The sequence below is a fragment of the Cupriavidus sp. HE11 genome (assembly GCF_056097175.1).
In genome coordinates, this window is sequence record NZ_CP184464.1 from 2,556,008 (window position 1) to 2,578,981 (window position 22,974).

Annotated in this window: 24 protein-coding genes; 10 read left to right on the top strand and 14 right to left on the bottom strand. The window is 65.7% G+C overall.

What is annotated here, in order from left to right:
• Positions 1-50: 50 nt before the first annotated feature.
• A complete protein-coding gene (locus tag ACOABP_RS11855; protein WP_474225178.1) occupies positions 51-1,076 on the bottom strand; it encodes a bile acid:sodium symporter family protein in 1,026 nt (341 codons plus the stop codon).
• A gap of 94 nt (positions 1,077-1,170) precedes the next feature.
• Here ACOABP_RS11855 and ACOABP_RS11860 point away from each other — a divergent pair, with 94 nt between their 5' ends.
• Positions 1,171-2,076 carry a LysR family transcriptional regulator gene (locus ACOABP_RS11860; protein ID WP_474225179.1) on the top strand — a complete coding sequence of 302 codons (906 nt, stop codon included), beginning with the start codon at positions 1,171-1,173 and terminating at the stop codon, positions 2,074-2,076.
• A gap of 28 nt (positions 2,077-2,104) precedes the next feature.
• On the opposite strand, the gene ACOABP_RS11865 is transcribed toward ACOABP_RS11860, so the two are convergent.
• A complete protein-coding gene (locus ACOABP_RS11865) occupies positions 2,105-2,875 on the bottom strand; it encodes a class I SAM-dependent methyltransferase (RefSeq protein ID WP_474225181.1) in 771 nt (256 codons plus the stop codon).
• Positions 2,876-3,008: 133 nt separating this feature from the next.
• Between ACOABP_RS11865 and ACOABP_RS11870 the strand changes: the two genes are divergently transcribed.
• A complete protein-coding gene (locus tag ACOABP_RS11870; RefSeq protein ID WP_474225182.1) occupies positions 3,009-3,803 on the top strand; it encodes a helix-turn-helix transcriptional regulator in 795 nt (264 codons plus the stop codon).
• A 12-nt stretch (positions 3,804-3,815) separates the two neighbouring features.
• On the opposite strand, the gene ACOABP_RS11875 is transcribed toward ACOABP_RS11870, so the two are convergent.
• The 7 genes from ACOABP_RS11875 to ACOABP_RS11905 all read right to left on the bottom strand — a co-directional run bounded on the left by ACOABP_RS11875 (position 3,816) and on the right by ACOABP_RS11905 (position 9,175).
• Entirely contained in the window at positions 3,816-4,574 is a 759-nt protein-coding gene (locus tag ACOABP_RS11875; RefSeq protein ID WP_474225183.1) for a 3-hydroxyacyl-CoA dehydrogenase, read from the bottom strand.
• 180 nt (positions 4,575-4,754) lie between these two features.
• A complete protein-coding gene (gene adk / locus ACOABP_RS11880) occupies positions 4,755-5,420 on the bottom strand; it encodes an adenylate kinase (RefSeq protein ID WP_474225184.1) in 666 nt (221 codons plus the stop codon).
• 399 nt (positions 5,421-5,819) lie between these two features.
• A complete protein-coding gene (gene kdsB / locus ACOABP_RS11885; protein ID WP_474225186.1) occupies positions 5,820-6,629 on the bottom strand; it encodes a 3-deoxy-manno-octulosonate cytidylyltransferase in 810 nt (269 codons plus the stop codon).
• Between the two features lie 44 nt (positions 6,630-6,673).
• The gene (locus tag ACOABP_RS11890; RefSeq protein WP_092595154.1) at positions 6,674-6,874 is read right to left on the bottom strand and encodes a Trm112 family protein; all 201 of its coding nucleotides are present in this window, start codon (positions 6,872-6,874) and stop codon (positions 6,674-6,676) included.
• Positions 6,855-7,976, bottom strand: coding sequence for a tetraacyldisaccharide 4'-kinase (gene lpxK, locus ACOABP_RS11895; RefSeq protein ID WP_474225188.1), 1,122 nt, complete (start codon positions 7,974-7,976; stop codon positions 6,855-6,857). The genes ACOABP_RS11890 and lpxK overlap by 20 nt, the downstream gene beginning before the upstream one ends.
• Before the next feature lie 128 nt (positions 7,977-8,104).
• Positions 8,105-8,536 carry an ExbD/TolR family protein gene (locus ACOABP_RS11900; protein ID WP_474225190.1) on the bottom strand — a complete coding sequence of 144 codons (432 nt, stop codon included), beginning with the start codon at positions 8,534-8,536 and terminating at the stop codon, positions 8,105-8,107.
• A gap of 18 nt (positions 8,537-8,554) precedes the next feature.
• On the bottom strand, positions 8,555-9,175 hold the full coding sequence (locus ACOABP_RS11905) for a MotA/TolQ/ExbB proton channel family protein (RefSeq protein ID WP_474225192.1): 621 nt from the start codon (positions 9,173-9,175) through the stop codon (positions 8,555-8,557).
• A 1,020-nt stretch (positions 9,176-10,195) separates the two neighbouring features.
• On the opposite strand from ACOABP_RS11905, the gene xseA reads away from it, so the two are divergent.
• Together xseA and sodB are read left to right on the top strand one after the other, a co-directional pair.
• Complete coding sequence (xseA, locus tag ACOABP_RS11910; RefSeq protein ID WP_474225193.1) at positions 10,196-11,581, top strand: exodeoxyribonuclease VII large subunit; 1,386 nt, start codon at positions 10,196-10,198, stop codon at positions 11,579-11,581.
• A 182-nt stretch (positions 11,582-11,763) separates the two neighbouring features.
• Positions 11,764-12,342: a superoxide dismutase [Fe] gene (gene sodB, locus ACOABP_RS11915; protein WP_474225194.1), complete on the top strand. Its 579-nt coding sequence runs from the start codon at positions 11,764-11,766 to the stop codon at positions 12,340-12,342.
• A gap of 95 nt (positions 12,343-12,437) precedes the next feature.
• Here the strand turns inward: sodB and ACOABP_RS11920 are convergent, their stop codons facing one another.
• Genes ACOABP_RS11920 through ACOABP_RS11930 form a run of 3 tightly spaced genes read right to left on the bottom strand, consistent with a single transcriptional unit; the run spans position 12,438 to position 15,185 of the window.
• Positions 12,438-13,361: a DMT family transporter gene (locus ACOABP_RS11920; protein WP_474225195.1), complete on the bottom strand. Its 924-nt coding sequence runs from the start codon at positions 13,359-13,361 to the stop codon at positions 12,438-12,440.
• Entirely contained in the window at positions 13,358-14,404 is a 1,047-nt protein-coding gene (locus ACOABP_RS11925; RefSeq protein ID WP_474225196.1) for a LysR family transcriptional regulator, read from the bottom strand. Before ACOABP_RS11925 ends, ACOABP_RS11920 begins: the two co-directional genes overlap by 4 nt.
• A 22-nt stretch (positions 14,405-14,426) precedes the next feature.
• A complete protein-coding gene (locus ACOABP_RS11930; protein WP_474225197.1) occupies positions 14,427-15,185 on the bottom strand; it encodes a sensor histidine kinase in 759 nt (252 codons plus the stop codon).
• A 583-nt stretch (positions 15,186-15,768) separates the two neighbouring features.
• Between ACOABP_RS11930 and ACOABP_RS11935 the strand changes: the two genes are divergently transcribed.
• The 6 genes from ACOABP_RS11935 (at position 15,769) to ACOABP_RS11960 (ending at position 20,410) form a co-directional block, all read left to right on the top strand.
• On the top strand, positions 15,769-16,740 hold the full coding sequence (locus ACOABP_RS11935; RefSeq protein ID WP_474225198.1) for a GlxA family transcriptional regulator: 972 nt from the start codon (positions 15,769-15,771) through the stop codon (positions 16,738-16,740).
• A 154-nt stretch (positions 16,741-16,894) separates the two neighbouring features.
• The gene (locus tag ACOABP_RS11940) at positions 16,895-17,647 is read left to right on the top strand and encodes an SDR family oxidoreductase (protein WP_474225199.1); all 753 of its coding nucleotides are present in this window, start codon (positions 16,895-16,897) and stop codon (positions 17,645-17,647) included.
• A 13-nt stretch (positions 17,648-17,660) separates the two neighbouring features.
• On the top strand, positions 17,661-18,161 hold the full coding sequence (locus tag ACOABP_RS11945) for an Ohr family peroxiredoxin (protein WP_474225200.1): 501 nt from the start codon (positions 17,661-17,663) through the stop codon (positions 18,159-18,161).
• A gap of 214 nt (positions 18,162-18,375) precedes the next feature.
• Complete coding sequence (locus ACOABP_RS11950) at positions 18,376-18,855, top strand: carboxymuconolactone decarboxylase family protein (protein ID WP_474225201.1); 480 nt, start codon at positions 18,376-18,378, stop codon at positions 18,853-18,855.
• Positions 18,856-18,859: 4 nt separating this feature from the next.
• The gene (locus ACOABP_RS11955; RefSeq protein WP_474225203.1) at positions 18,860-19,267 is read left to right on the top strand and encodes a cupin domain-containing protein; all 408 of its coding nucleotides are present in this window, start codon (positions 18,860-18,862) and stop codon (positions 19,265-19,267) included.
• Positions 19,268-19,666: 399 nt separating this feature from the next.
• Positions 19,667-20,410 (top strand): response regulator transcription factor, encoded by a 744-nt coding sequence (locus ACOABP_RS11960; RefSeq protein WP_474227823.1) that lies wholly within the window; start codon positions 19,667-19,669, stop codon positions 20,408-20,410.
• A 10-nt stretch (positions 20,411-20,420) separates the two neighbouring features.
• On the opposite strand, the gene ACOABP_RS11965 is transcribed toward ACOABP_RS11960, so the two are convergent.
• Together ACOABP_RS11965 and ACOABP_RS11970 are read right to left on the bottom strand one after the other, a co-directional pair.
• Positions 20,421-21,989, bottom strand: a complete 1,569-nt coding sequence (locus ACOABP_RS11965) for a sensor domain-containing diguanylate cyclase (protein ID WP_474225205.1) — start codon at positions 21,987-21,989, stop codon at positions 20,421-20,423.
• A 191-nt stretch (positions 21,990-22,180) separates the two neighbouring features.
• Positions 22,181-22,957: a 3-hydroxybutyrate dehydrogenase gene (locus tag ACOABP_RS11970; protein WP_474225206.1), complete on the bottom strand. Its 777-nt coding sequence runs from the start codon at positions 22,955-22,957 to the stop codon at positions 22,181-22,183.
• Positions 22,958-22,974 lie beyond the last annotated feature (17 nt).

Below are 22,974 nucleotides of genomic sequence, written 5' to 3' on the forward strand. Positions count from 1 at the left end.
GAAAAAACGGCGCCGAGGCGCCGTTTTTTATTGGACTGGACGAATGACGATCAGGCGCGCACCGCGTTGCGCGCTTCCTTGATGTCGTCGCGGGTGGCGTAGCGGGCGGCGATCACCGAGCACACGATCAGTTGCAGCTGGTGGTAGACCATCAGCGGCAGCACCAGCAGGCCCAGTGCCGGGTGGCCGGCGAACAGGATCTTTGCCATCGGGATGCCGTTGGCAAGGCTCTTCTTCGAGCCGCAGAAGACGGCGGTGATTTCGTCCTCGACCGAGAAGCCCAGGCGCCGCGCCGTGAACGTGGTGGTGCCCAGGATCACGAACAGCATCACGGCGGCAATGCCCATCACTGCGCCGATGGTCTGCCACGAGTACTGGTGCCACAGGCCGGCGGCGGTAGCATCGCAAAACGACGAATATACGATCAGCACGATCACGCCACGGTCGATCTTGTTGGTGATCTGCTTCTTCTTGGCAAGCCAGTTGCCGATCAGCGGGCGGAATGCCTGGCCCAGCGCAAACGGCAGCAGCAGTTGCAGCGCCACGCCAGTCAGCGCGCGGCCCAGCGGCATCGAGGCGCCGCTGGCGCTGATCACCAGGCCCATCAGCAGCGGGGTCAGCGCCATGCCGATCAGGCCCGAAATGGTGGCGTTGAAGATGGCGCCCGGCACGTTGCCGCGCGCCATCGACGTCATGGCGACCGACGACGATACCGTGGACGGCAGCGCACACAGGTAGAACACGCCAAGCAGCAGTTCGGCCGGCAGCGTGTTGCGCAGCGACAGCATCAGCAGTACACCGACGATCGGAAACACGACGTAGGTGAACGACTGCACGAAGACGTGCAGGCGCCAGTGCTTGGCCCCGGCCACGAGCTTGTCGCGCGACAATGCGGCGCCGTGCAGGAAAAACACGAGCGCGACACCAAGGCTGGTCACGATGCCGAGATGCAGCGGACCATCGCCGGCGCCAATTTCCGGCGCGACCAGCGCGATGCCGATGGCGCACAGCATGATGAGAACGAACCCGTCGATCAGGTCGTAAATCTTCTTGAAGGGGGCGAGAAGGGTAGACATTGGGGATAGTGCGTAAGGGTTTCCGCTTGGTATTGGACGCTTGTCTTGCTTAGAATGCAAATTCATTTATTTCATTTATTCATTTTTTAGTTGCATGAATTACACACTGCGGCAGTTGCGGGTCTTTCTTGCGGTGGCGGCGCACGGCAGTTTCAGCCGGGCGGCGGACGCCGTTGGCCTCACCCAGCCCGCCGTCAGCCGCGGTGTGGCCGAGCTGGAAGAGGCGCTTGGCGTGCGTCTGCTGGACCGCACCACGCGTGAAGTGGTGCTGACGGATGCCGGCACCGCGCTGGTCCCGGCACTGGAGCGACTGTTGGGCCAGCTCGATGACACGCTCGAAGAAACCCGGCAGCTGGGCGAGCGCTATCGCGGAAGGGTAGTGATAGCCAGCGCCCCGACCATCTCGGCGCGGCTGATGCCGATGTACGTGGCGGCGTGCGCCAGCCAGTACCCCGAGATCCGGTTGTTTGTGCGCGACAACGTCCAGGCCGACGGGCTGGAGCAGATTCGCGCCGGCGCCGTGGATTTCGGCGTGCTGATCGATCCGCTGGCACGGGAAGGGTTGACCATCGCCCCGTTGGCGACTGATCCGTTCTGTTTTGTGTGTCGAAGAGACCACCCGCTTGCCGGCGCCGAGTCGGTGCCCTGGAGCGCGTTGCATGGCGAGCGCCTGGTGCTGCTGGACTTTGCGTCGGGCAGCCGGCCTCTGATCGACCGCATCATGGCGCGTCACGGCGTGGCGCCGCAGGTGGTGCAGGAGCTGGGCCACTCGGCCAGCGTGTTCGGGATGGTGGAGGCAGGGATCGGCGCGTCGGTGCTGCCTTCGTTCTCGCTGCCGTTGCCGGCGGCGTCGCCGCTGGTGTCGAAACCGCTGACGCCGCGCGAGGAACGCAGCATCGTCATGGTGCGGCGCGAAGACCGGTCGCTGTCGCCGGCCGCCGCCGCGGTCTGGGAAATGGTCCAGACCATGCCGATTCCGGCCGAAGTGGTGACTGACTAAGTCACCACGGCCGTCAAGCTGCCGGGCATCAGCCCGCCGGCACCGCCGTCACCAATGCGGCTTCCAGCGCAAAGCTGCCGTCGGCCTGCACGCGGTAGCGGTCGCGTACTTCGGCGGGTGCCTTGTCCCACAGATGACGGATTGCCGCCTGGGCCACCTCCGGCGTGCGCATGCGCGTCACCCAGCTCTGGAATTCGATCTCGATCCGCCAGACCGGCGACACCTCCACCTCGAATCCCGCCTGCCCGAACATCCGCGCCCAGGCCACCGGCGTGTAGTCGCGGATATGCGATGGATCGCGCAGCAGTTCGACCGACTGCAACCATGTGTCGCAGAGCGGGTCTTCCGCGCCGACGATGTCGATCAGCACCACTTTGCCGTTGGGCTTCAGCACGCGGCGGATTTCGCGCAGGGCGGCCGGTACGTCGCGCCAGTGATGGGCGCTCATGCGGGAAACGACGGCGCAGAAGCTGGCATCGTCAAAGGGCAGGCGTTCGGCCGCGCCCTGCCGGGTGGAGATATTGGACAGGCCGCGGTCCCTGGACGCACCGGCCACGACATCGAGCATTTCGGCCGACAGGTCGTAAGCCACCACTTCGTTGGCAACCGTTGCGGCGGCAAAGCTGGCATGGCCGGCGCCGCAGCCCAGGTCGAGCACGCGGCTGTGCGCCACCGGCTTCAGGTGCGCCAGTGCCTGCCTGAGCTGTTCCAGGTCAGCGCCCTGTGCGTGGACGGCGCTGGTGAGATATGCGTTGGCGGTGGCGCCGAACTGGGCGGCGACGAGTTCCTGCTGTTGCATGAGGGGTGCCTCGTTCATTTTAGACGGGTGAAAAGAGAAGGGGGATTGCCCGGGCCCGGGGGTTCACGTACTGTAGACGCCGTGTTTTCCCGGTACAAGTCACTCTTTTATCCTGGTATAAGCGCCACCAGTCATGTCCGTCGAGCCACTTCCTCCTGCATCGCGCGAATCCGAACTTGGGGCGTTCCTGCGTAATCATCGCGAGCGGCTCAGTCCGGCCGATGTCGGCCTGCCGCCGGGCCGGCGGCGTCGCACGCCCGGGCTGCGGCGCGAGGAAGTGGCCCAACTGGCCGGACTTAGCGCAACCTGGGTAACGTGGCTGGAGCAAGGGCGCCCCGTGGCGATGTCGGTGCGCGCGCTGGCGAGCCTGGCGCAGGCCCTGCGCCTGTCGCGTGCCGAACGGGCCTATCTGTTCGCGCTTGCCGGCAAGCCGGAGCCCAGGGCGGATGCGGAACCGGACGTGCCACAGGCCTTGCTTGCCAGCGTGCAGGCGATTGCGGCGCCTGCTTACCTGCTGGATCGCCAGTGGACGGCGCTGGCCTGGAACGCGGCGGCGGCCGATCTGTTCGTGGGATGGCTCGACGACGCCAGCACCGAGCGCAACCTGCTGCGGGCCATGTTCCTGTCGCCCGGCCTGCAGGCGCTGGTGGAAGACTGGCCGCACAGGGCGGCGCGGCTGGTGGCGGAGTTTCGCGTACACAGCCTGCGCCATGCGGAAGATCCGCCCACGCGCGCCCTGGTCGAGCAGTTGATGGCGGACAGCCCGGCATTTGCCAATGCCTGGCGGTCGCAGGATGTGGAGGAACGGCAGGGTGGCCGGCGCGGCTTTCATCATCCAACGCACGGCTTGGTCTATCTGGAGCAACTGACGCTGGTGCCGCCGGCCGTGCCAGGCCTGATGCTGGCAATGCTGCTGCCGGCGGCGTAGGCCAGCGGCAGGTTATTTCGGCTGCATGCGGATCGCGCCATCCAGGCGGATCACTTCGCCGTTCATCATCGTGTTGCCGATAATGGCCTGCGCCAGCTTCGCGAATTCGGTCGGGCGGCCCAGGCGCGGCGGGAACGGCACCATCTTGCCCAGCGCGTCCTGCACTTCGGGCGGCATGCCCAGCAGCATCGGCGTCTCGAACAGGCCCGGCGCGATGGTCATGCAGCGCACGCCGTCGCGCGCCAGGTCGCGGGCGATCGCCAGTGTCATGCCGACCACACCGCCCTTGGACGCCGCATAGGCGGCCTGGCCGATCTGGCCGTCGAAGGCCGCCACCGACGCCGTATTGATGATCACCCCGCGCTCGCCTTCGGCATCGGGCGTGTTTTCCACCATGGCCGCCGCCGCCAGCCGGATCATGTTGAACGTGCCGATCAGGTTCACCCGGATGGTCTTCTCGAAGGCATCGAGCGGATGCGGGCCGTTCTTGCCCACGGTCTTGGCGGCCACGGCAATGCCGGCACAGTTGACCAGGCCCGACAGTCGGCCGAGCTTCCGGGCGGCATCGACCACGGCCTGACCATCGGCCTCGGCGGTGACGTCGCACTTCACGTACTGGCCGCCCAGTTCCTGGGCCAGCGCGGTGCCGGCCGCCTCGTTGAGGTCGGCGATCACGACCTTGCCGCCCGCCTGCGCCAGCATGCGCGCGGTGCCTGCGCCCAACCCCGACGCGCCGCCGGTGACGATGAATACGTTGCCCTGGATGTCCATCGGTCTGTCTCCTTTGTATTTGCGTGCCGCGGATCTGGATGCCGCGCTTGGTCTGCCGCGATTGGCCTGCCGTTTACGTTAACGTAAATCATTGCCCCGCGTAAGCCTGGGTCAGCCCCAAAAACAAAAACGGCCCAGGGGAACCTGGGCCGTTTCCGGTGTACTGCTGGGCAGCGCCGATTACTTCAGCGCTTCAAAGACGCTGGCCGTGATCTTGTCCACGTCGCCTACGCCCGAGATCTTGCGATATTGCGGCGGTGCCACCTTGGCCGACGCGTCGCCCTTGCTGGCCCAGTCGGAGTAGTAGTCCACCAGCGGACGCGTCTGCTGCGAGTACACGTCCAGGCGCTTGCGCACCGTGTCTTCCTTGTCGTCGTCGCGCTGGATGAGCGCTTCGCCGGTTTCGTCGTCGGTGTTTTCCACCTTCGGCGGGTTGTAGCGCACGTGGTACGTACGACCCGATGCCACGTGGACACGGCGACCGCTCATGCGCTCGATGATGGCGTCGAACGGCACGTCGATTTCCAGCACGTAGTCGATGGCCACGCCGGCTTCCTTCATGGCCTCGGCCTGCGGAATCGTGCGCGGGAAACCGTCGAACAGATAGCCCTTTTCGCAGTCAGGCTGCTTAAGGCGGTCCTTCACCAGGCCGATAATGATGTCATCCGACACCAGTCCGCCCGCGTCCATCACTTTCTTGGCTTCGATGCCCAGCGGCGTACCGGCCTTCACCGCGGCGCGCAGCATGTCGCCCGTGGAGATTTGCGGAATGCCGAACTTCTCGCAGATGAACTTGGCTTGCGTGCCTTTGCCGGCGCCAGGCGCGCCCAACAGGATCAAACGCATTTACGGGTCCTCAAGGTATTTGAATTCGGTCTGGCGGGATCTATGGAAGGAGGGTACCGCTGCAACTTGACGCGGGACTTACGCCCGGCCATGCCTCTACGTCCCCACGTGAAGGGCAAGGCATATGCCGGCGTCCGCTCATGCGCGGCGCCCGAAGCGCGGCGTCGCCTGGCGGTCGTGCGAAGGTCCTGCATTCGCGGCGACGGGCCAGCGGCGCGCATCCGGGCGGCTCGATCTCTATCTCCCCACCGAGCCTTTGCAGACGTGCAGTACACGCATGCGGGCTCTGTATCGGCAGGCATTATGCCATGGGCAATGCCGGTTCGGCCTTCGTCCAGGTTGCAGCAGTATGAACTCCAGCGGGAAACTGGGGTCTACGTCGCCCCGCCGTGCGGATTCTCAGGGGCCGTCTTGCGCCATGCCCTGTGCCCAGAGTGCGCGCACGCGCTCCAGATCGGCCGGCGTGTCCACGCCCGGTGCCGGCGCCGCCGCCGTCACCATCACCCCAATGCGCTCGCCATGCCACATGGCGCGCAGTTGTTCCAGCGCTTCGACCTGTTCGACCGGCGAGATCGCCAGCGTCGGGAATCGCCGCAGAAAGCCGGCGCGATAGGCGTAGATGCCGATATGGCGCAGCACGGGCATGGCCGGCATCGGCACCTGTGCGGTAGCTGCCGGCTGCGTGGGCACGGCGGCCCATGCGTCGCGAGCCCAGGGAATCGGTGCGCGCGAGAAATACAGCGCGCGCCCCGCGTTGTCGCACACCACCTTCACCACATTGGGATTGAAGACTTCGGCCGGATCGTCCAGCGGATGAGCGGCCGTGGCGATGGCGCAATCGGGATGCGCGGCCAGGTGCAGCGCCACCTCGTCGATCAGGTTCGGATCGATCAGCGGCTCGTCGCCCTGCACGTTGACCACGATGGCGTCGTCAGCCAGGCCAAGCTGGGCGGCCACTTCCGACAGGCGGTCGGTGCCCGAAGGGTGGTCGGCACGCGTGATCACGGCCTCCACGCCGCGCGCGGCGCAGGCGGCTGCCACTTCGGGCGCATCGGTGGCTACCACGGTGCGCTGCGCGGACGACGCATGCGCGCGTTCGGCCACGCGCACGATCATCGGGTGGCCGCCGATATCGGCCAGCGGCTTGTTCGGCAGCCGGGTCGAGGCCAGGCGCGCCGGAATGACGACGGTAAATGCGGGAATGCTCATGATGATTGCCTGACTGCGCCGACGCCGGCGGCGCGGGCGTCCGATCAGTTGTCGGACGGTTCCACGGGCACCACGCGGCCGGGCACCGACTGGCGCGCTTCATCGGCCAGCATGACCGGGATGCCGTCGCGAATCGGGTACGCCAGCTTGTCGGCGTGGCAGATCAGTTCCTGGGCGGCGCGGTCGTATTCCAGCTTGCCCTTGCACAGCGGGCAGACGAGGATTTCAAGCAGCCGGTTGTCCATCCTGGTGTTCCTTGTCGAGACCGGTCGCCGCGCCCGTGGCGGAGGATTGCCCCGTGGTGACGGGTGTGGCGACGGCCGGGTTGCGCGCCAGTACGACGCGGCGGATTTTGTCGATCAGGCCCGCGTCGATCACGGGCGTGGTGGGGACGACCCAGATCCTCGGGTCGTCGAAGCGCTCGCATTTTACGGCATCCTTCTCGGTGATCAGGATCACGTCCGCATTGAGTGCATCGTCATTGCCGGCGAACGGGTCGTCGGCGAAGTCGTAATGGTCCGGCAGCGGCATCGTTGCCGTGGGTGCCAGGCCGGCGCGGCGCAGGCTGGCAAAGAATCGTTCCGGGTTGCCGATACCGGCGGCGGCCAGCACGCGCTTGCCGGCGAACTGCGCCACCGGGCGTGCCATGGTCGGGTCGTTGAGCTGCCAGGCGTCGTCGAGCTCCAGGCGCATGCCGTAGACATTGGGTTTGTCGGGCGTGGCCTTGAAGTTCGGATCGTTGATCAGCGTGGCATCGCGCGGCCGGCTCAGCGGCTCGCGCAGCGGTCCGGCCGGCAGCAGCATGCCGTTGCCGCCCATGCGGGTGTCGAACATGACGATCTCGAAATCGCGCTGCAGGCGGTAATGCTGCAGGCCGTCGTCGAGCAGCAGCACATTGACGCCCGGATGCGATACCAGCATCGTCTGCGCGCACAGCGCGCGGTCGGGGAACACCCATACCGGTACGTCGGTGGCACGCGCAATCAGCAGCGGCTCGTCGCCAACGTCCGAGGCTTTCGAGGTCGGCTTGACCCGGCGCGGATGCTTCAGTGTCACACCGTAGCCACGCGATACCACGCCCGGACGCAGTCCGGCCTCGCACAGCGCCTGGGCCAGCGCGATCACGGCCGGCGTCTTGCCGGTGCCGCCCACGGTGACGTTGCCGACCACGATCACCGGCATGGGCAGGCGGGTCGACTTGAACCAGCCCTGGCGGTAGCCGTGGCGACGGATGCGTGCGATCAGGCCGAACAGCAGCGACAGCGGCCACATCAGCCAGGCGAACCAGCCGCGGCGTTGCCACTGGGCGGTGACGAAGTCGGCAAGGGCGTGTCGGGGAGCGGGCATGAGCGGGATGGATGGAAAAGGGCGATGCCACCCGGAGGTGGCATCGGCCCGATGCAGACATTATGGGCATTGCGCAGCGCATGCGGCAAGTTTGCCGCCCATCCGGCCCTGCGCGCCCGGTGCGGGCGTCAGCGCTGCTGCGTGCTTTGCGTGGCGAAGGTCAGGCGCGACAGGCCGGCCACGCGGGCCGCTTCCATCACGTTGATCACAGCCTGGTGCGTGGCCTGGGCGTCGGCATTGACGATCACCACGGGCTGCGGGCCGCTGCCGGCCGGTCCGGCGGCGCTGCGCAGCTGGTCGGCCAGGCTGGTCACGTCCTTCTGCTCCAGCACCTGCTTGTTGACGGAATAGACCCCGCGTGCCGACACCGATACGACGATTTCGGTCGGATGTTGCTGCGCGCGATCGGCATCGGCGGTGGGCAGCTGGATCTGCAGTTCGGTAAAGCGCGAGTACGTGGTCGTGATCATCAGGAAGATCAGGATCACGAGCAGCACGTCGATGAGCGGGATCAGGTTGATCTCTGGCTCCTCGCGCCGCTGGCGGGAACGGAAACGCATGGCGTGCTCCCGGCCGCGTCAGGCCCTGCGCTGCGGCAGGATGGCGTCCAGGAACGCGGTGGCGCGGAATTCCAGCTCGGCCACGTAGTCGTCCACCAGGCGGCGGAAGTAGCGCCAGAAGATCAGCGCCGGAATCGCCACGATCAGGCCGAAGGCCGTGTTGTACAGCGCCACCGAGATGCCGTGCGCCAGCTGCTCGGGGTTGGCGCCGGTGCCGCCCTGGTGCCCGAAGATCTCGATCATGCCGATCACGGTGCCCAGCAGGCCCATCAGCGGCGCCACCGAGGCAATCGTGCCAAGCGCGTTCAGGTAGCGCTCCAGGTCGTGCGCCACCGCACGGCCGGCTTCTTCCACCACGTCCTTGGCGGCATCGCGCGACGTCTGCGGCTGCAGCACCACGTGGCGCAGGCCGGCGGCCAGCACGCGGCCGAGCGGGGAATTCTTCTCGAGATTGTTGACAACCTCAGGCGTGGCCTTGCGCTGCTGGGCGGCGGAGAGCGCCTCCTCGTACAGCTTCGGCGGCAGGATCTTGCTGCGCTTGAGGGAAACGAAACGTTCGACGATCAGCGCAAGCGCAATGACCGAGGCGAGCAGCAGCGGCCAGATCGGCCAGCCGGCCGCTTGAATGATGGAAAACACGTGGACCCCCGAATTTCTACGAAGCGACAGACCCGAAATGGAACAGCCTGAATGACAACTGCGCGGCAGCCTTTGATGCGCGCGCTGGTTTTCGCGTGCGCACCGGCGATGCTCGAAAAATTGCAGGCGCCACTCTAACCCGCCCCCGGCCAGCGCGGCAAGCCACGCACGTTGGCGCTGTCTGCGGCTTTCCACACTGAAGCGGGACAGGATTGTGGACCAGTTGTGGAAAGCCTTCGGAAAAACACCCTAAGTCATTGATTGGCAAGGACTGTCCACCAATTGCCTGTTTCTTGTGCAAGACGGGGAAAGCACACCGGATAGACGGGTTTGGCCGGTGCGCCAGCGGTCAGCGGAGCCGCTCCGGCTGCTTCAGGCAGGACTTTCCACATTCTGGCGGGACAGTGTTGTGGATCGGCTGTGGAAAGTTGTCGAAGACTTTCGCCAAGTTGTTGATTTAAAAGGAAAAGTATTCTTCTGCTTAAAAAATGGGCAATGCGGTGGCGCTGCAGGGGCCACTTGCCGGCTTGACCAGGTCGTCCGCTTTCCACATCGGCACAGGACAGGATTGTGGACCGGTTGTGGATAAGCCCGGGAGAAGACGGCTAACCCCTTGATCCTTATGGAGGTATACGTATCTGCCTAAAAATTGGGCAATCGGGGCGTTGGAGCGTGCCGTGCGGCGCGGTCGACTTCGACAGGGCGCGAGTGTTGCCACAGCGGGGATCGATGCGCAAGGTATACGTTGTCCACAGCCCAGGCCCTTGACAAATCCATTATCCAAAGCTTCTGTGGATAACTTTGTGAACAAGCGCCGGGACGTTTTGGTAAGTCGTTGACGCGTAAGGTTTTCTCTTACATTGCCTGTTTTTTGGTCCGGTCAGAAAAATCAAATGAATCAATAGCTTGTACCGACTCATGCGGATTGCGGGCGAATGCGTGTGCGCTGCCCAACGCCTCTTGACATAGCGGTTATGCTGTGGACATGTCCATCTCACGCCGCCTGCGCGGTCGTGCACCATGCCAGAGAACGAGAACCTTTCGCGTTTTGCGCCGTCTCAGCCGCCTTCGCGCACGCGCGAGGTGATTCCGGTCAGCGAACTCAACCACGCCATTGCCGGCGTCCTGGAACGCAGCTTTCCGCTGGCCTGGGTCAGGGGCGAAATTTCGAATTTCACCCGCGCGGCCAGCGGCCACTGGTATTTCTCGCTCAAGGACGCACGCGCGCAGATCCGCTGCGTGATGTTTCGCGGACGCAACCAGCACGTGGATTTCACGCCGCGCGAAGGCGAGGCGGTGGAAGTACGTGCCGTGGTGTCGATGTACGAAGCGCGCGGCGAGCTGCAACTTGGCGTGGAAGCCATGCGGCGCGCGGGCCTGGGCAATCTCTACGAAGCGTTCCTGCGCCTCAAGGAAAAACTTGCACAGGCGGGTCTGTTCGATCCCGCACGCAAGCGTCCCATCCCGGCGCATCCGCGCACGATTGGCGTGATCACCTCGCTGCAGGCTGCGGCGATGCGCGACGTGCTGACCACGCTGCAACGGCGTGCACCGCACGTCAACGTGGTCGTATACCCGGTACCCGTGCAGGGGGCAGGCGCTGCGGAGAAGATTGCGGCGATGCTGGAGACGGCCAGCGCACGCGATGAATGCGATGTGCTGATCCTGTGCCGTGGTGGCGGCAGCATCGAAGACCTGTGGTCGTTCAACGAAGAAGTGGTAGCCCAGGCCATTGCGCGCAGCCGCGTGCCGGTGGTGTCCGGCGTGGGCCATGAAACCGATTTCACGATTGCCGATTTCGTGGCCGATGTACGGGCTCCCACGCCAACCGGCGCGGCCGAACTGGTCAGTCCCGATCGGGCGCATCTGCTGCAGGCCGCCCGCCGGGCGCGCGAATCGCTGACGCAATGCATGGATCGCCAGCTCGAACGGCGCGGGCAGCATCTGCAGTGGCTGGCGCGGCAGTTGCGCAGTCCGCAGGCGCAACTGCAGGAACGGCGTGCGCAAGTCGACAATCTGGCCCGACACTTGCGTGCGGCACTGCGGGATACGGTGTCTGCCCAGCGGCATCGGCATGACGTGCTGACCATGCGCTGGCGGGCCTGCCAGCCCGATACCGGCGCGGCGCAGGCGACGCTGGACCGCATGGCCGCGCGCATGGATGCCGCGCTTGACCGACGTCACGAACGTGAAACACAACGGCTGGCCCGCGCGGCGGGGGCACTGGAACTGCTGGCCCCGCAGCGCACGCTGGAACGCGGTTACGCCGTGCTGCTCGACAATCGCGGACGGGCCCTGCGGTCGCCCAGTGACTTGCGCGCCGGCAGCATTGTCGAGGCGCATCTGGCGGACGGCACGGCGGACATCGAAATTGCCGGCGTACAGTCGAAACTGGCCACTTTCTGAGACATTCCAGGGCGCTGGCGCCGGCCTGGTTGCGACTGATTCTCAGTCGATGGAAATGCTCCCCTGAGCGGCCGCAGGGGAAACTAACATGAGGTCAGGGGGCTTTCCAGAGCCGTTTGCGCGGGTCTGGCAAGTCACCTACAATCGGCCATTCTCCCCACCAAAACCGTAGAGACAGAACAATGGAACACACGCTCCCTCCTCTCCCGTACGCGCATGACGCCCTGGCTCCGCACATCTCCAAGGAGACCCTGGAGTTCCATCATGACAAGCATCACCAGACCTACGTCACGAACCTGAACAACCTGATCAAGGGCACCGAGTTCGAGAACGCTTCGCTGGAAGATATCGTCAAGAAGTCGTCGGGCGGCATCTTCAACAACGCTGCCCAGGTTTGGAACCACACGTTCTACTGGGAATCGATGAAGCCGAACGGCGGCGGCCAGCCGACCGGTGCCCTGGCTGACGCGATCAACGCCAAGTTCGGTTCGTTCGACAAGTTCAAGGAAGAATTCACGAAGACGGCCGTTGGCACCTTCGGTTCGGGCTGGGCCTGGCTGGTCAAGAAGACCGACGGCTCGCTGGACCTGGTGTCCACCTCGAACGCCGCCACGCCGCTGACCACCGACGCCAAGCCGCTGCTGACCTGCGACGTGTGGGAACACGCCTACTACATCGACTACCGCAATGCCCGTCCGAAGTACGTCGAGGCATTCTGGAACGTCGTGAACTGGGACTTCGCTTCGAAGAACTTCGCCTGAGCGAATACGTTCGGCGCATAAGGCCCCAGCAAGAAGCCCCGGAAATTCCGGGGCTTTTTCTTTTTGGGCCGTTCTCTTGCGGACCGCAGGCAGCGCTACGGCTTGCGCGCCCAGCCCGCCCGCCGCCACAACAATGGCCCCATCGACGCCAGCGCCACGCCGGCCACGATCAACGTGCAGGCCAGGAAGATCATCGACCAGTCGCGTCCGGTGACCTTGCCCGCCAGTGCCAGGCACAGCATCGACAGGACGGGCGTGCTGTAGCCGAGTATGCCGATCTGCGCGGCATTGCCATGCCGCATGGCGTAGTCCCACAGCACGAACGAAATGCCCAGTGGCCCCAGGCCGATCGCTGCCACCCACGCCAGGTCGCTGCCCGACGGCACGAAGCGCGGCTCGATCGCAAGGTGGCTGGCAATGGCCAGCAGCCCGGCCCCCAGGCAGAAGCCGCCGACGGCCCATGACGAGAACGGTGGCAGCCAGCGCGCGCCGACCGAGTAGATGGCCCAGACGATGGCGGCCAGCAGCGCCAGGGCGTAGCCGGCCATATGCCTGCCTGCGGAAATGCCGCCGGGAAGGCCACCAGCATCGGCGCCAGGGTCGGCGCCAAATGCCACCGCCCCCGATCCTGCGGTAATGGCGACGATGCAGCCGCCAAAGCCCAGCAGCGCGCCGGCGACCTTGGCCGTGCATTCGATACCGCGCCAGACCGTGGTGCCCAGCAGCACCAGGATCAGGGGCCACAGGTAGTTGATCAGGTTGGCTTCGGCAATCGGTGCGAGCCGGAATGCCAGGACCAGGCCGGCGTTGTACACGAACAGGCACGTCACGCCGAATGCCAGCACGCGCGGCGGGACGCGCCACTCGCGCACGCGGTGCAGGCAGGTTGCGCTGCCAATGCACAGCGCCATGCCGGTCAGCAGCAGCGGCGGCACGTCGGGCGCATGGGATACCAGCGTCGCGAACGATGCCCAGAGCACGATGGCCCCAGCGGCGGCGAGCCATGCGGTCAGCCTCATGCCGGCACCTCCAGGGCGCCCTCGCAATCGTTGGCCGCGTTGAAGTCCGTCATGCAGTTCAGGTCCATGGCCCGGATCTGCTCGGTCATGAAATCGATGAAGACGCGGATGCGCGTGGGCAGATGCTGGCGGCTCAGGTAGCAGATGTAATGGCCGCGATCGTCGGGCGCATGCCGCGCCAGGGCCACCACCAGCTCGCCGCTGGCGAGGTGGTTGCAGATCTGGTAGCCGGACATCTGCGCAATGCCCCAGCCCTCCAGCACGGCGTGCAGCACCAGGTCGGCGTCGTTGAATGTCATGCGGGCGCGGGGCTGGAACTTGCGCACCACGCCATCGGCCTTGAACTCCCATTCGAAAATGCGCCCGCTGGCGAAGCGGAAGTTGATGCATTCGTGCTGCGGCAGATCGTCCAGCGTCTGCGGCAGCCCGAGCCTTGCCACATACGACGGCGCGGCGCACAGCGCCATCTGCATCGGAATGAGCTGCTTGGCGATGATGCTGGAGTCCTCGATCCGCCCGTTGCGGAATGCGACGTCGATCTGTTCCGATGCAAAGTCGGTCGGGCGATCGTCCAGCAGCAGGTCGATGGCGATATCCGGGTAGGCCTTGACGAACCTGTCGAGCAGCGGTGCCACGATCTTGCGGCCAAAGCCCACCGTGGCGCTGATACGCACCAGGCCGCGCGGCGGGCCCTGGCGCAGTTCCAGCATGTCGTTCATCGCTTCGACGATATGCGTCACGCCCTGATGGCAGTTGTCGAAGAAGCGCTGGCCTTCGCGCGTCAGTTGCGTGGTACGCGTGGTGCGCAGGAACAGTCGCGTGCTGAGCTGGGCCTCCAGCTTCTGCACGTTGCGGCTCACGGCCGAGCGGCCGATGCCCAGACGCTCGCCGGCCTTGGCGAAGCTGCCTTCGCTGGCAACGGCCATGAACGCCATGATGCCGGCGTAGCTTGCGGCAAAGCTTGTCGACAGCGCGTCGGCGCGGTTCGGCAGGCTGAGCCTGAAATTGCGATCGGACGGATCGCCCGTTTGTGTCGATTCCATTCTTTCCCCCAAGGCGCCCGCGCTATCTGGCCGTGGCGCGGGATGCCGCTTGATCCTGCCGGGGCAGGCGTACTTCGAAACGTGCGCCGCCGTCGCGCCGGTTTTCCGCGCGGATGCTGCCGGCGTGGTCTGTCACGATGCGGTGGCAGATCGCGAGCCCGACACCTACTCCGTCGACCTTTGTGGTGTGGAACGCGTCGAACAGGCGGGGCAGGGCGTCGGCGGCGATACCGCAGCCACGGTCGCTGATGGCCACCACGGCGTCGGCGCCCTCGGCCGACAGGTGCACGATCAGACGCCGCGCCTGCGATGGCGTGTCGGCCATTGCCTCCATCGCATTGACGATCAGGTTCGCAACAAGCTGCCGCAGCGCAGCAGGCTCGGCCAGGACCACGATGTCTTCCCGGCGCAGGTCTGCGTTCACGTCGACGCTGTGGCGCCGCAGGTCGTCGTCGAGCCAGTGCAGCGTGTCGCGCAGCACGGCGCCGAGCGGCACCGGCTGCCGTGGCCGCGGCACGGGCGACGCCAGCACCCTGATGTCGGCCAGCAGCGCGCCCGCGCGTTGTGCGTCGGCCACCAGTCGTTCAAGCGATGCGATGGCCGCACCGACATCGGGCGGGTCGTGCCGCAGCCAGCGCAGCGCCGACTGGCCGCGCGTCGCCACCGAGGCCACAGGCTGCGCGGCGTCGTGGACGATCATGGTCACGCAACGGCCCAGCAGGGCCAGCCGGTTGGCGTGCATCGGGTCGGGATGCCCGGGCCCGCTTTCGGCATCAATCATTGTCTTCTCGCTGTCGATTTGACCGCCGGCACTGCTGCCCACCCCCTGGCCGACCTCGCGTTGATGTTAATAACCGCTTAATAGACCGTAAATGACAGCGTTCCCGTTTTTTCTGCCAGACTGCCAGCCGATCCCGGCACGTCACGAGAACGTCATCCGCGATTGGTGCAAAAGTGGAAACAGCACTGCCCGCAGCGCTGACTTGTGACGGGCCAGGCCAGTCACTAGACTCGCGGCCAACCTGCCTTGTCGCCACGACACCCACCGGCCCGATCCGCTGCGCGGATGCCGCCTGTGCCCGACGTCGTGCGACGCCACAAGACGTGACACCGGACCCCGTGACACCCGGCGTGTGACACCGGACACGTGACCTACGGGAGCCGAACGATGACCGCCTTGCCAACGCCCGTGCGCCGCCTGCGGGGTGTGCCGGCCGTGCAACCCTGGTGCCACCCGCGCGCCGCGCTGCGTCCGGGGCACAAGCTTGCAAGGGATCGCCTCATTGGCATAGCATCGCTCGTCCACAGCCATACCGTTCATGAGTCAGAATCAGCCGCCCCCCGCCCCTGGAAACATTGAAGACATGCCGCGCAACATCCTGTTCGTGGCGTATCCCGATGTGAGCCTGCTCGATCTTGCCGGGCCCCAGACCGTGTTCTGGGCCGCCTCCAACTACGCGCGTGCGCGCGGGTTGGCGGGGTATCGCTGCCATACCACCAGCTTCACCGGCGGGATGGTCGCGACGGTGGAGGGCACCACGATGGATTCGGTGTCGCTGGCGTCGTTCGACCTGCGGATCATCGATACGGTGATCGTGCCCGGGTCGCCCACCATCCTTGAGGTGGCGAAGACCGAGACCGCGTTGCTCGACTGGCTGACCAACGCGTCGGGCAAGGTCCGCCGCATGGCATCGGTGTGCAGCGGCGCGTTCCTGCTGGCGTTCGCGGGCCTGCTCGACGGCAAGCGCGCGACCACGCACTGGGCCATGCTCGATCGCTTCCGGGAACTGTTTCCCACGGTGGACCTGGACCCCGACGCGATCTTCGTCCGGCAGCAGAATCTCTGGACGTCGGCCGGCGTCACCACCGGCATCGACCTGGCGCTTGCCATGGTGGAAGCCGACTATGGTCACGAGGTGGCCCTCAATGCCGCCAAGGAACTGGCGGTCTACATGAAGCGGCCCGGCGCGCAGCCGCAGTTGAGCGAAATCCTGATTTCCCAGAGCCGGCAGGTGCCGGTCTTCGAATCGCTGCACCTGTGGATCGTGCAGAACCTGGCGACACAGGAACTGTCGGTCGAAAAGCTGGCCGAGTATGTCGGCATGAGCCCGCGCAACTTCGCGCGCGTCTACAAGGAAAAGACCGGCCGCACGCCCGCCAAGGGCGTGGAGCACTTCAGGCTTGAAGCGGCGCGGCGGCAGTTGCAGGACCCGGGGCGGCCCATCGACGTGATCGCCCACGAATGTGGTTTCGGCAGCGAGGAACGGATGCGCGTGACGTTCCAGCGCCATTTCGGGCTCTCGCCCAGCGAGTACCGGCTCAAGGTCAATCGCTAGGGTGCCACGCGGTTCCGTAGTTCTGTTGTCGATCCGATTGGTGCAAATCAGGAAACACCGTGCGCCTGGCGCCGGTCTGGTGCGCGGTCCGGGCCGCACCTAGCATGCAGGGCAAGTGGAACGTTCGTTCCACTCCCAAGCATGGAGATGCGTCATGAAGATCGTTGTCGTAGGTGGTACCGGCCTGATTGGCAAGAAGGTGGTAGCGCGGCTGGCTGCGCAGGGGCATGAGGTCCTGGCGGCGTCGCCGGCCACGGGCGTCAATGCGTTGACGGGCGAAGGCCTGGCGCAGGCGCTGGCCGGTGCACATGTGGTGGTGGACGTCGCCAATTCGCCTTCGTTCGAGGATCAGGCTGTGCTGCACTTCTTCGAGACCTCGGGCCGCAACCTGGCGCAGGCCGAAAAGGACGCCGGCGTGGCGCACCACGTGGCGCTGTCGGTGGTGGGCACCGACAAGCTTGCGCAAAGCGGCTACTTCCGCGCCAAGATCGCGCAGGAAGCGCTGATCCGCCAGGCCGGCATTCCCTACACGATCGTGCGCTCGACCCAGTTCCTGGAATTCCTGGGCGGCATCGCCCAATCGGCCGGGCAGGCGGACACGATCCGCATCACCCCGGCGCTGATCCAGCCCATCGCCTCGGACGACGTGGCGCATGCGGTGGCCGACGCCGCGCTGGCCGCCCCCATCAACGGCATGACCGACATTGCCGGCCCCGAACGCTTCCGCATGAGCGACCTCGTGCAACGCTACCTGCAGGCCACCGGCGATGCGCGCACCGTCGTGGCCGATCCGGCCGCAAGCTACTTTGGCGCCGATCTGCAGGAAGGCACGCTCGTGCCCGAAGGCGAAGCGCGCCTGGGACACATTCATTTCGAAGACTGGATTCGTCAACAGCTGAAAGGATGATCCAGGAGACGACATGGATAACGAGAGGCTGCTGCCTCCGCCATTGACACTGCTCGACCGATACCGGGGCCAGGGATTCACCGCGCTATACACGACAACCGTTACGGTGACCGGTGGGCAGGCTGGGCACGGCCGCGCGTCCGGCGTCGCCAGATCGGACGATGGCAACCTGATCCTCGACCTGCGGCTGCCTGCGGCCATGGGCGGTCCTGGCCGTGGCACCAATCCCGAGCAATTGTTCGCCGCAGGCTTTGCCGCCTGCTTTCATGGCGCCCTGAGCCTTATGGCCCGGCGTGCACAGGTGGACATGGCGCAGGCCACCGTCGCGGCCGAAGTATCGTTCGGCCGCGATCCCGTTGACGGCGGTTACGCGCTGATTGCCGATGTCCGCATCCGCATGCCCGGTGTGGCGCGGCACGTGGTCGAGGAACTGGTGCGCAACACCGAACGGCTGTGCCCGTACGCAAAGATGGCCCGCGACGGCATTCACAGCGTGGTGAGGGTGATCGACTGATCGCGTTCATGACGCTCATGAGTCGATGTGCCGATGCACTGCAGCCGCCGAGCCGGCCTGCACGATTGGTGCTGGCGCGACAACAGTATGGACACCTTGGCGGTACTACCGGCGCGGCGGGCCGCCTCCTACGATGAATACCAAGCCGCTCCCGTGGCGCGACGCAATGCAGCGGGGCCGGCGAACGTACCCCCTTGGATCGCAGGAGAGACACATGTCACAACGTTTGAACTACTTTCAGCAATCGCCCGAACTGACCAAGAAGCTCGTCGAACTCGGTGCGCTGTTCCAGAAGACCACGATCGAGCAGCACATCCGCGAGCTGGTCGAGGTCCGCGCCTCGCAGCTCAACGGCTGCGCGTTCTGCGTCGACATGCATGTCAAGCAGGCCAGGATCCACGGCGAGCGCGAGCTGCGCCTGCATCACGTGGCGATCTGGCGCGAGTCGACGCTGTTCTCGCCGCGAGAGCGCGCCGCACTGGCCTGGACCGAGGTGCTGACCCAACTGCCGGCCCATGGCGTGCCCGACGATGTGTTCGAACGCGTGCGCACCCAGTTTTCCGAGAAGGAACTGTCTGACCTGACCTTCCAGGTTGGGGCCATCAATGCGTGGAACCGGCTCAACGTGGCATTCCAGATGGTGCCCGGATCAGCCGACAAGATGTTCGGCCTCGACAAGGCCGGGCTGGAGTAAGGCCATGAGACGTGTCCTCTCCATCGCGGCCATGCTGGCCGTTTCTTGCGCCCTGCTGGCACCGCCTGCCTTTGCCGCGGCGCCCGAGGCAAAGGTCACGCCGCTGACCACCGAGCCACTGCCCGAGTATCCAGGCAAGGAAGTGCAGATGATCATGGTGGAGTACCCGCCGGGTGGCTACGACCCCGTGCATCGCCACGATGCGCACGGTTTCATCTACGTGCTCGAGGGCACCATCATCATGGGTGTGAAGGGTGGCAAGGAAGTCACGCTCAAGCCGGGGGAGACCTTTCATGAAGGCCCCAACGACATTCATACCGTCGGGCGCAACGCCAGCAGTACCAAACCGGCGCGGTTCATCGTGTTCCTGCTCAAGAACCAGGGTGCGCCGATCCTGACGCCCGTGAAGTAGCCCGTTCCGTCGGGCCGGCAGGCGCCTTGAAATGGCGGGCGACCTGCACGTGACCGGCGCGACGCAACGCAAGGGTCCAGATCCACACCGGGTGGATCTGTCCACCGCATCTGCGTGCCCAGGCACTGGCCGCCGGCGATCCCCAGATCAGCGACATGTAGCGCGTATCGATCGTTGTTCGGTCCCGTTTGCCGATGCCTTCCACCTCCGGAGGCGTCGGCTTTTTTGTTGCCTTCATGGACTGTAGATTGGTGCGTGCGCGGAAACGGGGCTTCCACCGTTGGCGTCTTGTTGCGCCTTGCCAGTCTGTCTAGACTTCCGGCCATACCGTCGCACCGGCCCGGCGCGCGGTGCCGCCAGGCCATTCCTGCAGAGTTACCGGAGTCCATCGTGAACGCCATGACATCGAAGCCCAGCCACGGCCGGGAGGCCGTCGAACCCGTGGTCTACATCGTCGATGATGATGTGGACATGAACGACGCGCTGGCCGACCTGCTGGGTTCGGTGGGCTTGCAGGCGCGTTCGTTCCTGTCCGCCGATGCGTTTCTGGCGACACCTGTCGAGCCGGCGCCCGGCTGCGTGGTGATGGACGTGCGGCTGCGTGGCGCCAATGGCCTGGAAGTCCAGCGCGAGATGATCCGGCGCGGCCTCTGCCTGCCGGTAGTGTTCATCACCGGTCACGGCGATATCGAGATGACGGTGCGCGCCATGAAAGCCGGTGCGCTCGATTTCCTGCCCAAGCCATTCCGTGACCAGGACTTTCTTGATGCCGTGACCGAGGCGATTGCCGTCGATCGGTGCAACCGTCACGCGCTGCAATGCGGCGACGACCTGCGTGCACGCTTTGCGACGCTGAGCGGCCGGGAACGCGAGGTGATGGCCCTGGCCGTGTCGGGCCTGATGAACAAGCAGATCGCCGGCAAGATCGGCATCAGCGAGGTCACGATCAAGATCCACCGCAGCCGCGCCATGCGCAAGATGGCCGCGCGCACGTTTGCGGATCTGGTGAAGATGGCGATTGATCTCGATCTGCAGCTGGACCCCGAGACGGCCTTTGTGGCGGCGTCGCTGTCAGCGCCGCCGACGGTCCTGACCACGCGCCCTGGCCTGGGAGCGTCGGCGCAACCGATGGTTGCCCACTGAAGACGCAGCGCTAGGCCGTCGGCTGCCCCACGACGACCGAACGGTTGCGCCCGGCCTGCTTGGCCTGGTACATGAGTGTGTCGGCGTCCTTCAGCGCTTCAGTCAGCGTAGCGGCATCGTGCGGCCAGGTGGTGACGCCGAGCGATATCGTGATGTGGCCCACCGGCTCGATGGCCGTTTGTTCGACAAGGCGCCGCAGGCGCTCCGCGGTGCCGCCTGCCGTGCGGCTATCCATGTCGGGCAGCAGCATCAGGAATTCCTCGCCACCGACGCGGAACGCCAGGTCGGTGCTGCGCGATGCGTGGCGCATCATGTCCGCCAGCCGCTGCAGCACCACGTCGCCAACATCGTGGCCGTAGGTGTCGTTGACCCGCTTGAAGTGGTCGATGTCGAGTGCGATCACGGCCACCTGGCGGCCGCCGGTCTCCATGGCGGCCATGCTGGCTTCCAGCGCACGTCGGTTGAGCAGGCCGGTGAGGGGGTCGGTCTGCGAGGCGATTTCAAGCCCGCTCACCTGGGTCCTGGCAAGGTCGATGCCGCGCAGCAGCGCCTGCTTCAGGTGGCTGGCCTCGAAGTACCAGGCATTGACCTGCGCCACGGAGCCGGTGCTTTCGATCAGGCCGGTGGACGTGGTGCTGTCGGCCAGTTGCCGCAGTGGCCTGGCGATGTATCGCGCCAGGACCCAGAGCAGCACGAAGCCGATCACGGCGACCGGCGCGATCGCGACAACAATCCGCTTCATCAGCGCGTCGAGCGGGGCCAGTACGGAGACCACTGGCTGCTGGCTCACGATGGCCCAGTGCGCCGTGGGGATGTTCGCAAAGCCCGCCAGCATGGCGCGGCCATCGGCGTCCACCATCGCGATGCTGCCGTCCCTGGCGACCAGCGCATGATCCATGGCCGGATTGGTCGCGGTGACGGTGCCGATCCGCGCATTCAGCGGATGGAACAGCAACTGGTGCCGGCCATCGACCACGTAGACTTCGGAATCGGAGACGAAGAAATGGTTGCTCATCAGTTCATGGAGCCTGCCGTCCTTCTGCAGGTGAATCGACCCGCCGATCAATCCCAGGTAGGTGCCGTGGTGGTCGAAGATCGGCATCGAGACAAAGATCACGAGGTTGCCGGCCATCGACCGATACGCATTGCTGACTATCGGCTTGTGCTCCTGTACGGCGCTGATCTGTTCCGGTGCCTCCACCGTGCGGCCTTCGAGTTGCAGTGCCTCGGGCAGGACGTCGGCGATGCGGCCATCGGCATTGACGATGGCGACGGCGTCGAAATCCCCGCTCAGCGACGCCAGGCGTTCGATCGCGTCGCGGCGGGCCGCGGGATCGTCGAAGCGTTCGGCAAGCCGTTCGCCGGCAAGCTTGAGCCGGAACTGTGCCTGGCGCAGGAACCCGTCGATCGAGGATGCCACGCGGGCGCTGTAGGCCCGGTTGGCCTCCAGCGATCGCTCGATCAGCGTCTCTCGCTCGATCCGGTACGCGGCATAGAGGCAATTTGCCAGCGTGACCACGCATGCCGTCAGGGTCAGGCCCAAAATCAGGGTTCGCAGGTCTATCTTTTGGCGTGCCATGAGGGTGCGGGGTTGCATTCGGGCCGGAAAGCGTTTGCCGCAGCCTGCGCGGGCTGGGGCCGACAGTGAGACTGACGCCAAAAGCATACAAGCTGGCCGCCGAATATGCGAAAAAAATGGCCCCGGTGATTGCCGGGGCCAGCGATCTGGCGAGTAGCGGAGCGGTGGCGCCGCCGGGAGGCTACTGCGGGCTACTGCGCGGTCCAGCCCCCATCCATCGCCCAGGCCGCGCCGCGCACCTGGTCGCCGAACGGCGAGCACAGCATCAGCACCAGGTTGCCCAGTTGCTCGGGTGTGACAAATTGGCCGGAAGGCTGCTTGTCCGACAGCAGGCGGGCCTGCGCGGCGTCGGGGGTGATGGCTTCGCGCTGGGCGATGGCGTCGATCTGGGCGGCCACCAGCGGCGTCAGCACGAAGCCGGGGCAGATCGCGTTGCAGGTGATGCCGGTGGCGGCCGTTTCCAGCGCGGTCACCTTGGTCAGCCCCACCAGCCCGTGCTTGGCGGCCACATAGGCCGACTTGCCGGCCGAGCCGACCAGCCCGTGCACCGAGGCGATATTGACGATGCGGCCCCAGTTGGCGGCGCGCATGCCCGGCAGCGCCAGGCGCGACGTATGAAAGGCCGACGTCAGGTTGATTGCCAGGATGTCGTCCCATTTCTGCACCGGGAAATCTTCCACGGGCGAGACATGCTGGATGCCGGCATTGTTGACCAGCACATCGACGCCGCCGAAGCGCTCCGCCACCAGCGCGAACATCGCTTCGATCTCGTCGGGGCGCCGCATGTCGGCGCCGTGGTGGATCACCTCGGCACCCAGGGTGCGGATGCTTGCCAGGGCGGCCTCGACGTCGCCAAAGCCGTTGAGCACGATGTTGGCGCCGGCCTGTGCCAGCGCCTGGGCGATACCCAGGCCGATCCCGCTCGTGGATCCGGTGACCAGGGCAGTCTTGCCATGCAGATTGACCATGATGCGTCCCTGGGTGC

Bases quoted from the DNA above. Each gene is read 5' to 3' on its own strand.
- ACOABP_RS11940 (WP_474225199.1), top strand. From the start codon at position 16,895: ATGAAGATCGTTGTCGTAGGTGGTACCGGCCTGATTGGCAAGAAGGTG.
- ACOABP_RS11920 (WP_474225195.1), bottom strand. From the start codon at position 13,361: ATGAGGCTGACCGCATGGCTCGCCGCCGCTGGGGCCATCGTGCTCTGG.
- ACOABP_RS11855 (WP_474225178.1), bottom strand. From the start codon at position 1,076: ATGTCTACCCTTCTCGCCCCCTTCAAGAAGATTTACGACCTGATCGAC.
- ACOABP_RS11865 (WP_474225181.1), bottom strand. From the start codon at position 2,875: ATGCAACAGCAGGAACTCGTCGCCGCCCAGTTCGGCGCCACCGCCAAC.
- ACOABP_RS11870 (WP_474225182.1), top strand. From the start codon at position 3,009: ATGTCCGTCGAGCCACTTCCTCCTGCATCGCGCGAATCCGAACTTGGG.
- ACOABP_RS11950 (WP_474225201.1), top strand. From the start codon at position 18,376: ATGTCACAACGTTTGAACTACTTTCAGCAATCGCCCGAACTGACCAAG.
- ACOABP_RS11860 (WP_474225179.1), top strand. From the start codon at position 1,171: ATGAATTACACACTGCGGCAGTTGCGGGTCTTTCTTGCGGTGGCGGCG.
- ACOABP_RS11935 (WP_474225198.1), top strand. From the start codon at position 15,769: ATGCCGCGCAACATCCTGTTCGTGGCGTATCCCGATGTGAGCCTGCTC.
- sodB (WP_474225194.1), top strand. From the start codon at position 11,764: ATGGAACACACGCTCCCTCCTCTCCCGTACGCGCATGACGCCCTGGCT.
- ACOABP_RS11955 (WP_474225203.1), top strand. From the start codon at position 18,860: ATGAGACGTGTCCTCTCCATCGCGGCCATGCTGGCCGTTTCTTGCGCC.
- ACOABP_RS11890 (WP_092595154.1), bottom strand. From the start codon at position 6,874: ATGGACAACCGGCTGCTTGAAATCCTCGTCTGCCCGCTGTGCAAGGGC.
- ACOABP_RS11925 (WP_474225196.1), bottom strand. From the start codon at position 14,404: ATGGAATCGACACAAACGGGCGATCCGTCCGATCGCAATTTCAGGCTC.
- adk (WP_474225184.1), bottom strand. From the start codon at position 5,420: ATGCGTTTGATCCTGTTGGGCGCGCCTGGCGCCGGCAAAGGCACGCAA.
- lpxK (WP_474225188.1), bottom strand. From the start codon at position 7,976: ATGCCCGCTCCCCGACACGCCCTTGCCGACTTCGTCACCGCCCAGTGG.
- ACOABP_RS11960 (WP_474227823.1), top strand. From the start codon at position 19,667: ATGACATCGAAGCCCAGCCACGGCCGGGAGGCCGTCGAACCCGTGGTC.
- ACOABP_RS11970 (WP_474225206.1), bottom strand. From the start codon at position 22,957: ATGGTCAATCTGCATGGCAAGACTGCCCTGGTCACCGGATCCACGAGC.
- ACOABP_RS11875 (WP_474225183.1), bottom strand. From the start codon at position 4,574: ATGGACATCCAGGGCAACGTATTCATCGTCACCGGCGGCGCGTCGGGG.
- ACOABP_RS11965 (WP_474225205.1), bottom strand. From the start codon at position 21,989: ATGGCACGCCAAAAGATAGACCTGCGAACCCTGATTTTGGGCCTGACC.
- xseA (WP_474225193.1), top strand. From the start codon at position 10,196: ATGCCAGAGAACGAGAACCTTTCGCGTTTTGCGCCGTCTCAGCCGCCT.
- ACOABP_RS11930 (WP_474225197.1), bottom strand. From the start codon at position 15,185: ATGATTGATGCCGAAAGCGGGCCCGGGCATCCCGACCCGATGCACGCC.
- kdsB (WP_474225186.1), bottom strand. From the start codon at position 6,629: ATGAGCATTCCCGCATTTACCGTCGTCATTCCGGCGCGCCTGGCCTCG.
- ACOABP_RS11945 (WP_474225200.1), top strand. From the start codon at position 17,661: ATGGATAACGAGAGGCTGCTGCCTCCGCCATTGACACTGCTCGACCGA.
- ACOABP_RS11900 (WP_474225190.1), bottom strand. From the start codon at position 8,536: ATGCGTTTCCGTTCCCGCCAGCGGCGCGAGGAGCCAGAGATCAACCTG.